Origin of the sequence: Micromonospora sp. NPDC048986, assembly GCF_040649335.1 — a bacterium.
Lineage (GTDB): Bacteria > Actinomycetota > Actinomycetes > Mycobacteriales > Micromonosporaceae > Micromonospora > Micromonospora alfalfae.
Map to the genome: position 1 here is coordinate 34374 of NZ_JBEZFJ010000022.1, position 13234 is coordinate 47607.

At 72.0% G+C, this 13234-nt stretch carries 12 protein-coding genes; 3 read left to right on the forward strand and 9 right to left on the reverse strand.

Features of this window, described 5'->3' with window-relative positions:
* Positions 1 to 80: 80 nt before the first annotated feature.
* Both uvrA and rsgA read right to left on the reverse strand, forming a co-directional pair.
* Entirely contained in the window at positions 81 to 3026 is a 2946-nt protein-coding gene (uvrA, locus tag AB0B94_RS31940; protein WP_091408018.1) for an excinuclease ABC subunit UvrA, read from the reverse strand.
* A 253-nt stretch (positions 3027 to 3279) separates the two neighbouring features.
* Complete coding sequence (gene rsgA, locus AB0B94_RS31945; protein ID WP_357289284.1) at positions 3280 to 4350, reverse strand: ribosome small subunit-dependent GTPase A; 1071 nt, start codon at positions 4348 to 4350, stop codon at positions 3280 to 3282.
* Positions 4351 to 4528: 178 nt separating this feature from the next.
* On the opposite strand from rsgA, the gene AB0B94_RS31950 reads away from it, so the two are divergent.
* Entirely contained in the window at positions 4529 to 5245 is a 717-nt protein-coding gene (locus AB0B94_RS31950) for a maleylpyruvate isomerase family mycothiol-dependent enzyme (protein WP_357289287.1), read from the forward strand.
* Positions 5246 to 5252: 7 nt separating this feature from the next.
* Entirely contained in the window at positions 5253 to 5906 is a 654-nt protein-coding gene (locus tag AB0B94_RS31955; protein ID WP_357289290.1) for an MBL fold metallo-hydrolase, read from the forward strand.
* A gap of 234 nt (positions 5907 to 6140) precedes the next feature.
* Here AB0B94_RS31955 and AB0B94_RS31960 read toward each other — a convergent pair whose 3' ends face one another.
* Both AB0B94_RS31960 and AB0B94_RS31965 read right to left on the reverse strand, forming a co-directional pair.
* Complete coding sequence (locus AB0B94_RS31960) at positions 6141 to 6749, reverse strand: VTT domain-containing protein (RefSeq protein WP_238671630.1); 609 nt, start codon at positions 6747 to 6749, stop codon at positions 6141 to 6143.
* Between the two features lie 99 nt (positions 6750 to 6848).
* On the reverse strand, positions 6849 to 7544 hold the full coding sequence (locus AB0B94_RS31965) for a 50S ribosomal protein L11 methyltransferase (RefSeq protein ID WP_357289294.1): 696 nt from the start codon (positions 7542 to 7544) through the stop codon (positions 6849 to 6851).
* Between the two features lie 181 nt (positions 7545 to 7725).
* Here AB0B94_RS31965 and AB0B94_RS31970 point away from each other — a divergent pair, with 181 nt between their 5' ends.
* Entirely contained in the window at positions 7726 to 7929 is a 204-nt protein-coding gene (locus AB0B94_RS31970; RefSeq protein ID WP_007462771.1) for a cold-shock protein, read from the forward strand.
* A 48-nt stretch (positions 7930 to 7977) separates the two neighbouring features.
* Here the strand turns inward: AB0B94_RS31970 and AB0B94_RS31975 are convergent, their stop codons facing one another.
* From AB0B94_RS31975 to AB0B94_RS31995, 5 genes are all read right to left on the reverse strand, one after another.
* Positions 7978 to 9258: an MFS transporter gene (locus tag AB0B94_RS31975; protein WP_357289298.1), complete on the reverse strand. Its 1281-nt coding sequence runs from the start codon at positions 9256 to 9258 to the stop codon at positions 7978 to 7980.
* Positions 9255 to 9830: a helix-turn-helix domain-containing protein gene (locus tag AB0B94_RS31980; RefSeq protein WP_357289301.1), complete on the reverse strand. Its 576-nt coding sequence runs from the start codon at positions 9828 to 9830 to the stop codon at positions 9255 to 9257. Before AB0B94_RS31980 ends, AB0B94_RS31975 begins: the two co-directional genes overlap by 4 nt.
* A 107-nt stretch (positions 9831 to 9937) precedes the next feature.
* Positions 9938 to 10813 (reverse strand): hypothetical protein, encoded by an 876-nt coding sequence (locus AB0B94_RS31985; protein ID WP_357289304.1) that lies wholly within the window; start codon positions 10811 to 10813, stop codon positions 9938 to 9940.
* Positions 10814 to 10970: 157 nt separating this feature from the next.
* On the reverse strand, positions 10971 to 12647 hold the full coding sequence (locus tag AB0B94_RS31990) for a CocE/NonD family hydrolase (RefSeq protein ID WP_357289308.1): 1677 nt from the start codon (positions 12645 to 12647) through the stop codon (positions 10971 to 10973).
* Between the two features lie 3 nt (positions 12648 to 12650).
* Positions 12651 to 13166 carry a MarR family transcriptional regulator gene (locus tag AB0B94_RS31995; RefSeq protein ID WP_357289311.1) on the reverse strand — a complete coding sequence of 172 codons (516 nt, stop codon included), beginning with the start codon at positions 13164 to 13166 and terminating at the stop codon, positions 12651 to 12653.
* Positions 13167 to 13234 lie beyond the last annotated feature (68 nt).

A 13234-nucleotide genomic window follows, 5' to 3' on the forward strand; every position in this document is an offset into this window, starting at 1 on the left:
CGGCACTCGTCCGACCCGGCAAATGGGGCGGGGCGGGTCGTCAACCGACCCGCCCCGCCCGGCGAACACGCACAGAGAGGTCAGCGTGCGGCGGCCGGCACCTTACGGCTGGCCCGCGCCTTGGTCACGCCGTTGGCCTTGGCGGCCCGGGTGGTGGCGGCAGCCGCACCCTTGGCCTTGCCGTCGAGCTTGAGCACCTGGCGCAGGAACTCGCCGGTGTGGCTCTCGGCCACCTCGGCGACCTCCTCGGGGGTGCCGGTGGCGAGCACGGTGCCGCCCCGGTGGCCACCCTCGGGACCCATGTCGATCAGCCAGTCCGCGGTCTTGATCACGTCGAGGTTGTGCTCGATCGTGATCACCGTGTTGCCCTTGTCGACCAGCCCTTCCAGCACCATCAGCAACTTGCGGATGTCCTCGAAGTGCAGACCGGTGGTCGGCTCGTCGAGCACGTAGACCGTCCGCCCGGTGGAGCGCTTCTGCAGCTCGGAGGCGAGCTTGACCCGCTGCGCCTCACCGCCGGAGAGGGTCGGCGCGGGCTGGCCCAGGCGGACGTAGCCCAGGCCGACGTCGACCAGGGTCTTCAGGTGCCGGTGGATGGCCGGGATGGCGGAGAAGAACTCGGCGGCCTCCTCGATCGGCATCTCCAGCACGTCCGAGACGGTCTTGCCCTTGTAGTGCACCTCCAGGGTCTCCCGGTTGTACCGGGCGCCCTTGCAGACCTCGCAGGGGACGTACACGTCGGGGAGGAAGTTCATCTCGATCTTGATGGTGCCGTCACCCGAACACGCCTCGCAGCGCCCGCCCTTGACGTTGAAGGAGAACCGCCCCGGGCCGTACCCGCGCACCTTCGCCTCGGTGGTCTCGGCGAAGAGCTTGCGGACGTGGTCCCAGACGCCGGTGTAGGTGGCCGGGTTGGAGCGCGGTGTCCGGCCGATCGGCGACTGGTCCACGCCGACGACCTTGTCCACGTGCTCCAGCCCGGAGACCCGGGTGTGCCGGCCGGGCACCAGCCGGGCGCCGTTGATCTGGTTGGCCAGCACCGCGTACAGGATGTCGTTGACCAGCGTCGACTTGCCCGAGCCGCTGACCCCGGTGACGGCGATGAGCTGGCCCAGCGGGAACGAGACGGTCAGGTTGCGCAGGTTGTGCTCGCGCGCGCCGTGCACCACCAGCTCGCGGGCCGGGTCCTGCGGGCGGCGGCCCGTCGGCGTGGGGATCGACCGCCGACCGGACAGGTACGCCCCGGTGATCGACTCCTTGTTCTTCAGCAGCGCCGGCACCGAGCCGCTGTGCACGATCTTGCCGCCGTGCTCACCCGCGCCGGGCCCGATGTCGACGATCCAGTCGGCGGTGCGGATGGTGTCCTCGTCGTGCTCCACCACGATCAGCGTGTTGCCGAGCCCGCGCAGCCGGATCAGGGTCTCGATCAGCCGGTGGTTGTCGCGCTGGTGCAGCCCGATCGACGGCTCGTCGAGCACGTAGAGCACGCCCACCAGGCCGGAGCCGATCTGGGTGGCCAGCCGGATGCGCTGTGCCTCACCGCCGGAGAGCGTGCCGGCCGGGCGGTCCAGGGAGAGGTAGTCCAGGCCGACGTCGAGCAGGAACCGCAGCCGGGCGTTGATCTCCTTGAGGACGCGCTCGGCGATCATTTTCTGCCGGTCGGTCAGCTCGATGCCGGCGAGCAGGTCGGCGCACTCCCCCACGGACAGGTTGCAGACCTCGGCGATGCTCTTGCCGGCCAGCGTGACAGCGAGCACCTCGGGCTTGAGCCGCGCACCGCCGCACGCCGCACACGGCACGTCGCGCATGTAGCCCTCGTACTTGTCGCGGGACCACTCGGACTCGGTGTCGGAGTGCCGACGCTCGATCCACTGCACCACGCCCTCGAAGCCGGTGTAGTAGGAGCGCTCACGGCCGTACTTGTTGCGGTAGCGCACGTGCACCTGGTCGTCGGAGCCGTGCAGGATCGTCTTCTGCGCCCGCGCCGGCAACGCCCGCCACGGGGTGTCGATGTCGAAGTGCTGGGCCTCGCCGAGCGCCTCCAGCAGGCGCAGGAAGTATTCCAGGTTGTGCCCGGTGGACCAGGGTTGGATGGCGCCCTCACGCAGGCTGCGTTCCGGGTCGGGGACCAGCAGCTCCGGGTCGACCTCCTTCTTGGTGCCCAGGCCGGTGCACTCCGGGCAGGCGCCGTAGGGGGCGTTGAAGGAGAAGACCCGAGGTTCGAGATCCTCGATGGCCAGCGGGTGGTCGTTGGGGCAGGCCAGGTGTTCGGAGTAGCGGCGCTCGCGGTCCGGGTCGTCCTCGGGGAGGTCGACGAAGTCGAGCAGCACCAGGCCGCTGGACAGGCCCAGGGCGGCCTCGACCGAGTCGGTGAGCCGCTGCTTGGCGCTCGGCTTGACGGTGAGCCGGTCGATCACCACCTCGATGGTGTGCTTTTCCTGCTTCTTGAGCTTCGGCGGCTCGGTCAGCGGGTGCACCACGCCGTCGACCCGGGCCCGGGCGTAGCCCTTGGCCTGGAGCTCGGCGAAGAGGTCGACATATTCGCCCTTGCGGCCACGGATCACCGGGGCGAGCACCATGAACTTGGTGCCCTCGGCCATGGCCAGGACCCGGTCGACGATCTGCTGGGGGCTCTGCCGGGAGATGCGCTCACCGCAGACCGGGCAGTGCGGCTCACCGATGCGGGCGTAGAGCAGACGCAGGTAGTCGTAGACCTCGGTGATGGTGCCGACGGTCGAGCGCGGGTTGCGCGAGGTGGATTTCTGGTCGATCGAGACGGCCGGGCTCAGGCCCTCGATGAAGTCGACGTCTGGCTTGTCCATCTGGCCGAGGAACTGCCGGGCGTACGACGAGAGCGACTCGACGTAGCGGCGCTGCCCCTCGGCGAAGATCGTGTCGAAGGCCAGGCTCGACTTGCCCGACCCGGACAGCCCGGTGAACACGATGAGTGCGTCCCGGGGCAGGTCGAGACTGACGTCACGCAGGTTGTGCTCGCGCGCGCCACGGATGATCAGTCGGTCGGCCACAGTGCGTGTACTCCCGGGAGAAGATGAAGCGAAGGATCTGTCCCGCTCTGGGTGGTCTTGAGCGGTCGTGCGGGCGCGGAAAACACGCCTCGGCAACTCTAGCCCCGAGGTATGACAGTTTCCCTCGCCCGCACATTCCCCCAGCTCAGCCCGGTCGGCCGCGCCGCCCGCAAGCCCTGTCGGCAGTGCGCCGGCGGGCCATGTCGACCGTGCACCCGCAAGCCACGTCGGCAGTGCGCCAGCGGGCGCCCGGTCAGTACCCGCCGGGCGCCGGCGGACGCGCGGCCCGACGCCGGGCCGAACGCCACCCTCCGCGTCGCTCCGCCGCCACCCGGGCCTCCCGCCGTCGGCTCTCGTGGGCCACCTCACCCTGCAGCCGCCGCCAGCTCTCCCACCGACGGGTGGAGAGCTCGCCGCTGTGCAGCGCCTCCCGGACCGCGCAGGCCGGCTCGCCGTCGTGGCCGCAGTCGGCGTACCGGCAGCCTTCGGCCAGCCCGGCGATGTCGGCGAACGCCCGGTCGAGCCCGGCCGCGCCGTCCAGCAGGCCGACCGCCCGGACACCGGGCGTGTCGATCACCGCACCGCCACCGGGGATGGGTACGAGGGCCCGCCAGGTGGTGGTGTGCCGACCCTTGCCGTCCACCCGCCGGATCGACTGGGTGGGCATCATCACCGCCCCGACGAGGGCGTTGACCAGGCTCGACTTGCCCGCACCGGACGGGCCGAGCAGGCCGAGCGTGCGGCCGGGGGTCACCTCGGCGCGCAGCGGTTCCAGCCCGAGGCCTCGTTCGGCGCTGACCGGCAGCACCGGCACCCCGGGGGCGACCGCGGCCAACTGGCGGGCCAGCGCGGCCGGGTCGGCCGCGAGATCCGCCTTGGTCAGTACGACAAGCGGCCGGGCGCCGGATTCATGGGCCAGGGAGAGCAGCCGTTCGATCCGGCCCACGTCCGGCTCGGGGTGCACCGGCTCCACCACGGCGGCGGCGTCGAGGTTGGCGGCCAGCACCTGACCGCTGGCGTCCTTGCCGGCGGTACGCCGGATCAGCGCGCCTCGTCGCGGCAGCACCGCCTCCACGGTCACACGGCGGTCCGGCCAGTGGGTGAGCAGCACCCAGTCCCCTGCGCAGGGCAGCGCGGACGGGTCCCGCGCGGCGACGGTCAGCACCGCCCCACCCAGGCTGGCCCGGACCGGGCCGACTGCGGTGAGCACGGTGCAGACCCCCCGGTCCACCCGGGCCACCCGACCCGGCTGGTGCTCACCGCGGCGCGCGGCGTACGCCGTCCGCTCGGCGTCCCAGCCGAGGGCGGTCAGATCGATCGTCATGGCATCCTCATCGGTGTCGAAGCTGGTGATGGCGGAACACGCGTGCCACGTCCGGCATGATCACCACCTCCGTCCGATGTCCCGGTGCCGCGTCTGCCGCTGACGGTAGGTCGCGCGCCGACGCGCCGAAAGCGATTTCCCCGGCGACGGCGCGACGGCGGACCGCTAGGGTCGACGGGTGACAACGGATCCGCTGTTGCTGATGGGCGAGGTGGACGCGGCCACCAGCCGACTACTGCGTACCGCCGCTTCTTTCGACGCCGCGGACCTGGCCGGCGCGTCGCTGCTGCCGGGCTGGACGCGTGGCCACGTGCTGGCGCATGTGGCGCGCAACGCCGACGGCTTCGTCAACCTGCTCACCGCGGCCCGCACCGGGGCGGCGCTGCCGATGTACGCCTCGCTGGACGCCCGCAACGCGGACATCGAAGCCGGTTCGAGCCGGGCACCGGCCGCGCACCTGGACGACCTGCGACGCACGGCGGACCTGTTCGCCGCGGCGGTCGCGGCGATGCCGGCCGATGCCTGGGCGGCGACTGTGCAGGCGCGTAAGGGCCCCTGGCCGGCGGCGCTGCTGGTCTGGGGTCGGCTGCGGGAGATCGAGGTGCACCACCTCGATCTGGCCGCCGACTACCGGGCCGCGGACTGGTCGGAGACGTTCGCCCACCGTCTGCTTCGGGAGGCGGCCAGTCATCACGCCATGGGGCAGACACCGCCCTCGATGGTGCTGCGCCTCGACGGCAGCGAGCATGAGGTGGTGATCGGGGAGCGCGTGGACGCCCCGATCGTCGCCGGCCCCGCCCCCGACCTCGCCGCCTGGCTGATCGGCCGCGCCGACGGCTCCCCGCTCTCCGTCACCCCTGACGGTCCCCTGCCTACTCCACCGGAATGGATATAGAAACGTCATGACATACAGCGGAGACGTCACGCACGGCGGCGCACCGGCGGTCCGGGAGCTGGACGGGCTGACCATCAGCAAGCTGTCGGTGGGTCCGATGGACAACAACGCCTACCTGCTGCGCTGCACGGGCACCGGTGATCAGGTGCTGATCGACGCCGCCAACGAGGCGCCGCGGCTGCTCGAACTGATCGGTGACGGTGGGCTCACCGCTGTGGTGACGACCCACCAGCACATGGATCACTGGGTGGCGCTGGAGGAGGTCGTCGCCAAGACCGGCGCCCGGGCGTTGGTGCACGCCGATGACGCGTCGGGGTTGCCGATCGAGGCGGAGCGGCTGGCCGACGGCGACACGGTGGCGATCGGCGACTGCGCGCTGGAGGTCATCCACATCAAGGGGCACACCCCGGGTTCGATCGCGCTGCTCTACCGCGACCCGTCCGGCACCGGGCACCTCTTCACCGGTGACAGTCTCTTCCCCGGTGGCGTGGGTAACACCGACAAGGACCCGGAGCGCTTCGCGGCGCTGATCGCCGACGTCGAGCACAAGCTGTTCGACAAGCTCCCGGACGACACCTGGTTCTACCCGGGCCACGGCAAGGACAGCACTCTGGGCGCCGAGCGCCCCGCGCTCCCCCAGTGGAAAGCCAGAGGCTGGTAACCCCACCCAACAGAAGACCCGACGTCGACCAGGAACCACCAAGATCAACACCCCCACCGACGGCGGCGGCACCCCCGCACGAATCGGCACCACGCCGGAAGCGGGGGCCCGCCGCGCCCGGTGCAGGGATCAAGCCTGACCGCCCGGAGCCGGGCGCGGCGGGCCCCCGCCCCCACCCACCGCAACCCGACCCCAAGCGCCCCCACGCCCCCACGCCCCCAGAGCGAAGGCAGCTCAGCCGACGACGGAGAACAACCGCCGCCGCGCCCCCAGCAACGCGACGGAAGCCAGCACCAGCCCGACCCCCATCGTGACCAGCAGCGGGCTGGGGTCGCCCGGCAGCAGCCCGGCCACCGACCGGGACGCGGTGCCGAGGGCGAGGTAGAGACCGGCCCAGGCGGCCGCGCCGATCGTCGCGCAGCCGAGAAATCGGCGGTACGACATCCGCAGCCCGCCGGCGGCCAGTGGCAGCAGCGCGTTGAAGACCGGCAGGAACGGCGCGACCACCATCATCCGGCCGCCGCCGCGACGCAGGATTCCTTCGGCCGCTGTCCAGCGTGCCTCGCCGATCCAGCCGCCGACGCGGCTGTCGCGCAGTCGTTCGGAGTAGCGACGGCCGACCAGGAAGCTCAGCGACCAGCCGGCCAGGCAGCCGATCAGCACCGCGGTGAAGGTCGCCAGCCCGGTACTCGGGCGGCCGACGCCGACGGCGGCGAGGATCGCGACGTCGCCGGGGACCAGGACACCCAGCAGGGGTACGGCGTCGAAGAGCATGACGAGCCCGAGCGCACCCATCAGCAGCAGAATCGGGAGTTCTCCGATCTGGGCCAGCCATTGCGTCATGCGTCGACGCTATGGCCGTGGCGCCACTTCGGACATCGGGTCGTAGCCCCCAGTGACCCCTGGTATCCGCCTCGGGGTCGCCCCTGAGTCAGGGCAGTCTCAGTCGGGGCGCAGCACCTGCACGTGGCGTAGCGACGAGTCGACCGACGGTTCGGTGGTGGGCACCGGGTAGTCGGCCAGCACGGTCAGCCGGTCCGTCGGCAGGTGCCCGCGGCCGGGGTCGCCGACCAGCACGTCGGCACCTGCGGCGGCGGCCCGCTGCAGGAAGGGCAGCATCCGGTCGGCCATCGCGCGGTCGTAGAAGACGTCTCCGGCGACGACCAGGTCGACCTTTGCTTCGGTGTCGTCGAGCAGGTCGTCTCCGGTGGCGTCGACGGTGACGTGGTTGGCCCGCGCGTTGAGGGTGACGGCGGCGACGGCGTACGGGTCGATGTCGTTGGCGATCACCTCCGCGGCGCCGGCGAGCGCGGCGGCGATGGCTACCAGTCCGGACCCGGCGGCGAGGTCGAGCACGCGGCGGCCGGCGGCCAGCTCCGGGTGGTCCAGGAGGTGGCGGGCCAACGCCTGTCCCCCGGCCCAGGCGGACGCCCAGTACGGCGCCGGCAGCGCGTGTCCGGCGGCTGCCTCCATCCGGGCCCACCAGACGATCGCGTCCTCGGCCAGGTGCAGCCGTACCTCGGGGACGAACGGGGTGGGCATCAACCGGAGCCGGTCCAGACCGGCGCCGGGCGCGTGAATCTCGCGTTCCAGCTCGGTCAGCGCGTCGGCTGCGGCATCCTTCATCGGCGCAAGCATGCCCCAGCGACGGTTGGTCGGGGCGGGTTTCGCATGCCGCCGCGCAGAGTTCACCCGAGTTCAGTCAAATACCTACGGCACTTCGGCCAGCGGATCGGGGTTTTGCCCGTTACTGTCGAACAGGTACGGGCGATCATCGGCCAGAGGCCGAGGGTCAGCCGCTTTGAACAGGGAGAGATGCATGGCAACCGGCACGGTTAAGTGGTTCAACTCGGAAAAGGGCTTCGGCTTCATCGAGCAGGACGGTGGAGGGCCGGACGTGTTCGTCCACTACTCCGCCATCGCTTCGAGCGGCTACCGGGAGCTCAACGAGGGCCAGAAGGTCGAGTTCGAGGTGACCCAGGGGCAGAAGGGTCCGCAGGCGGACAACGTCCGCCCGATGTAGCTCCGTGCCGGTGACGGCGGCCGGTCTCCGGCCGCCGTCGCAGCGCACTCAAGACGCCGCCGGGGCGGCGGGCAGGTCCCGCCGCCTCCGGATTGGCCCGATCAGCAGAATCAACGGGGTGAACGCCAGCCAGGCGGTCATCGCGACAATTGCCGTCTGGACGCCGTAACGCGCGCCAGTGGCACCGGCCAGCACGGCCGCCAGCGGGATCGTGCCGTAGTTGAGCAGATGCATGCTCACTGTCACCCGGCCCAGCAGGTGGTGCGGCGTGTAGGTCTGCCGGAAGGCGCCCTTGACCACGTTGCCGATGGCCACTCCGAGACCGATCAGCAGCCCGCCGAGGGCTGGCCAGGCCAGCCCGACACCGGGTGCGGCGAGCGGGATGAGCAGCGCGGGCGGGCCGGTGAGCGCCGCCGCGATCAGCAGTGCGCGTGCGGTGCCGCAGCGCCGGGCCACAGTGGTGGCGAGCAGCGCGCCGATGATCCCCCCGGCGCTCATCACCCCGACGAGCCCACCCACCAGGCCCGGCTCGAGACGCAGTTCGCGGACCAGGAAGACCACCAGGACGGCCTGGTAGCCGGTCAGTCCGATGTTGCTGGCCGCGCCGAAGAGCGTGAGCACCCGCAGGTACGGGTCCCTGATGACGAAGCGCAGCCCCTCGGTGATGTCCCGGCGCAGCGACGGGGAGCGCCCCGAGGGGCGTACGCGTGGTTCGCGGGTGCGGATGCGCAGGAGGAACACAGCGGAGAGCAGGAATGTGAGCGCGTCCAGCAGCAGCGCGGCGACGGCGCCGGTGAGCTGGGCGATCAGTCCGGCGAGGCCGGGCCCGACGACGTAGCTCACGGTCTGGGTCGCCTGGAGCTTGGCGTTGCCCTCCGGCAGTTGCCCGGGTCGCAGCAGCACCGGCAGGTAGACCTGGTCGGCGGTCTCGAAGAAGACCCGCGCGGCGCCCGCGCTGAGGGCGACCACCAGCAGTTGCGCAACGGTGAGCCGGTTCAGTAGGGCGGCCAGCGGCACGCTGAGGAAGGCCACCGCGCAGAGCAGGTCGCAGATCACCATCACCGGTCGGCGGGGCAGCCGGTCGACCCACGCGCCGGCCGGCAGGCCGATCAGCAACCAGGGCAGCCAGGCCGCGGCGGTGAGCACCGCCACCTGAAAGGTGCCGGCGTCGAGGACGGCGACCGCGACCAGGGGCAGCGCGACAGTGGTGACGTTGCTGCCGACGCTGCTGACCGCCTGGCCGGCCCAGAGCAATCGGAAGTCGCGGTGCCGCAGCAGCCCTCCGGTCGGCCGGACGTCGGTGGTGTCGCCGCGGGTGGCGGTGGTCACGGTCGGGCCGGTACGCCGTGGACGAACACGAAGACCGGCCTGCGGTCGGCGTCGTCGTCGGGTGGCTCCCGGTCGGCCCAGCGCGCGAGGACGTCGATCACCTCGCGGCTCAGCTCGGCCAGTTCCTCGGGCGTGAGGCGTAGCCAGTGGTCGGTGGAGAACGGCGCGTCGTTCCAGGTGGCCTGGGTGCTCTCGTCGGTGGCGTGCCAGGCACGGGCCAGGGCGACGTGCCGGTCCAGGTTGAGCGAGGTGGCGGCGTTGGCGACCGCTCGGGAGGCGGGGTCGGCGTCGAAGTCGGCGTTGGACCAGCGCAGCCCCGAGGTGACCAGGCGCCACCACCGCTCGCGCCGGTCCCGGGCCAACTCGGGCGCCTCGGTGACCAGGTCGGCGGCGGCGAGGACCTTGAGGTGGTGGCTGACGTTCGCTGGGGCCTGGTCGGTGCGCTCGGCGAGCAGCCCGACGGTGGAGGGCCCGTGGACCTTGAACACGTCCATCAGCCGGCGGCGCAGCGGGTGGGACATGGCGGCCAGCACCCGGGAGTCGGTGATCTGGCGTACGTCGGAGCTGTCCATGCCGACAGGATGGCATCCGCAACGAGTGTTGCGCAATAATCATTGCTCAACACTCGTTGCGGAATGCGCCAAGAGGGGCGGCCCGGCGGCCTCGGGCCGCCCCTCGCTCAGGCGACCAGCCGGCGGGCCAGCTCGTCGGCGACCTGCTTGGCCATTGTGGGCGGGATGGCTGCGGCGATCTTCTCCGGCGTCAGCGAGGCCAGGACGCCCTGGACGATCGCCGGCTCGTCGGTGAAGTCCCGGTTGGACAGCGCGGTCAGCGCCTTCTGCAACTCGCTCACCTGGGCGGCGAGCGATGTCAGCGTCGGGTGCGCCGAGACGAAGTTCGGGACTGTGGCATCCTCGCCCATCGCCATCCGGGTGTAGATCTGCCCGACCGGGTTGCGGCCGTCCAGCACTGTGAGGTTCTTGTGGACGGTGGCCAGCCAGTTGTGTTCTTCGGGGGTCATGTCGTCGTCCTCCAGGAGTCCGATGGAGCTGAGGTAGCGGCGGAACAGGGGCCGCTGGTCGCGGCCCGCCTTGATGGCGTCGCGGAAGAAGCTGAAGTGGGTGTGCCAGCGGTGGGAGCTGTCGCCGCTGGTGCGCTTGCCGAGGCGATCCCACCGCCTCACGGTGGTGCCGTCGGGGCTGTAGATGATCTCCCGGATGTCCCGGGTGTCGGCGGCGTTCGCGGCGCACTGCGCGACGCACCAGACCGAGAAGCTGGGCAGCGTGTTGGCACGACCGCCGGAGCGGACATTGAACTGCCCGACGTCGAGTGCCGCCGCGTCAAGGGTCAGCCCGGCGCGGTCTCGGGGGGACTCGACCACCGAGTAGTCGTTGCGGACCACCCGGTCCGATCCGCAGTGGTAGCCACCCCGGTGGGCCGAGTCGCCGACGATGCCGACCTCGCCCGGATCCAGGTCGTCCGGCCCAGGGGCGTTGTCGAGGTGTGTGAGGAGCAGGCTTCGGACGGCGAGAAGATTCGCCGGGGCCTGGGTCATGGGTCCCCCTTTCCGAGAGGCGGGGACCGGGCACGACGTCACACCGCGTACGCGGTGCTGGGCTTGGGGCGAGCCCGGCCTACTGGTGCACGGCGCCGGGCGTTGACTCAACCATAGCCCGCGTTTTTGGCAAACGCCCAGCTCAGGATGGGTCTGTTCAGATTGGACGTACTGGCGGGGCAGAGTGGACGATCGGCAGCAGCAGCGCCGAGGGGTGCGCCGGATTGTGCAAGACCTGCCGCCAACCGGCACGCAGCGTCACCGCCGTGCCGAGCGGCTCCCCGGTGCCGGGGTTGCGCGCCCACCGTGGATGGGCGCCGCCGGAGACCTGCACCCGCAGTCGGTGCCCGGCGGCGAACCGGTACGCGGTCGGCCAGAGCGGCACCGGGACCCGCAGCGCCCCGCAAGGGTCGGCCGGGAAGCGCTCGGGCGTGACCCGCACCAGGCCGTCGCACACGTTCCACGAGCGACCCCGGCGGTCCACGTCGCACAGCCGAACGAAGACGTCCAGGTACGGCAGATCGCTGCGGAGGTGGATCTCGGCGCGGACCGGGCCGATCACCTCGACCGGCGCGGTCAGTGGGGCGCTGGTGTAGGTCAGCACGTCGGGGCGGGCCTCGACACGCCGGTTGTCGACCGGACCGGCCCGTTGGGCGACGAGCAGCGCGCCGCCCAGCGACGGGGTGGGGTCGGCGGGGTCGTAGCGGAGTGCGTCCGGTGTCGACGCGACAGGTGGGCGTGCCGCCAGTTCGCCACCGGGTTGCAGGTGCCAGGCGGTCTCGACCGCCGGGGGTGGCCAGTCCGGCAGGTCCCGCCAGCCGCCACCGGCGCCGCTGACGTAGATGCGCACGGGCGGCCGGGCCGGTCCCGCCGGGACGGGCGATCGCGGCGCGGCCGGCAGATGCTCGTCGAGCCAGGCCAGCCCCTCGCGCAGCGCGGCCACGAACAGTCCGGGGCTGCCGTGCGTCCACGGACCGATCACCAGGCGCGGCGGTGTGCCGGCGGCGCGCAGCACGGCGTGGTCGTCGAGCTGGGCGGGCAGGAAGATGTCGTGCCACCCGGTGACCATGACCACCGGCGCCCGCACCTTCGCGACCTGGTCGGCGAAGACCCGGGTCCGCCAGTACGCGGCCTGCGGGGTGTGGTGGCGCAGCCACTCCTGGAAGAACGGGATGGTCACGCCGGTGGCCACCCGGTCGGCCTCGGCCAGGGGGAGGTGTTCCAGCGCGGCGGCCAGCCGGGGTTGCCCGCGCTTGAGTTCCCACTGCCGGGCCAGCCACGGCACGGTCTGCGCGTGCAGCAGCTCCGCCCAGGTCAGCACGGTGTCCAGGGCGAAGGACTCCCCCGCGTACGTCGAGTCGCGGGTGGCCGAGGCGGTCACCACGGCGACCATCGCGCGCAGCTCCTCGCCGGCGTCGGCGGCCAGTGCCCACTGGGCGAAGCCCTGGTAGCTGACCCCGAACACGCCGAGCTGCCCGGACCACCAGGGCTGGCGGCGCAGCCAGTCCAGTGTGTCAGCGCCGTCGTCGCGTTCGTGCACCAGCGGGGCGAACGTTCCACCGGAGCCGCCGGTGCCCCGGCACGACTGGATCACCGCGTGTCGACCCCGGGCGGCGAGCAGCCGACCGAGCAGCCGCAGCGGTCCACCGCGCCCGTAGGGGGTGCGGATCAGCACGGTCGGCGCGCCGCGGACGGCCGGGGCGTAGTGGTCGGTGCGCAGCACCACACCGTCGCGGGCCCGCACCGGGAGGTCGCGGCTGACCCGCACCGGGCCGGGGCGGCTCGGTGCCAGGCGCAGCGCGGCGCTGGCGACGCGGGTGACGAGGTCCGGCACCGGTCAGCCCGTCGGGCGGCGCGGTGACTCCGGCCGGGCGGCGCGCACCGCGTCGCGGTGCCCCCGCAGCGACTCGCTCATCTCCGCCATGAACCGCCGCACCACTTCCAGCTCGTCCTCGCTGAAGCGGGCCATCACCGTGTCGGTACGGGCGCCCAGCGGCCGGAAGAACTCCATGGCCAGGGCGGCACCCTGGTCGGCGTAGTGCAGCAGCACCTTGCGCCGGTCGACGGTGTCCCGGTCGCGGCGGATGTGCCCGGCCCGTTCCAGCCGGTCGATCAGGGCCGTGACCGAGCCGGAGGAGAGGTTCAGCTGCTCGCCGAGACGGCCGGGGGTGATCGGGTCACCGAGCAGCTCGGCGTCCATCACGGCGATCAGCGCCTGCAGGTCGGTCGGGTTGAGACCGTGCAGGTTGGCGAAGGCGTGGCCGACCTGCTGGGCGTCCGCCGCGTACCGCCGGAGGTTGTTGGTGATCTCCGCGACCAGCTGCTCGCGGCGCGTGTCGCGCCGTCGGTACATGCCGTGAGTCGCCACCTCGCGCCGCTCTTCTCGTCGTCGGTCCCCCGGGTTGCAGCATAGAACAGCCC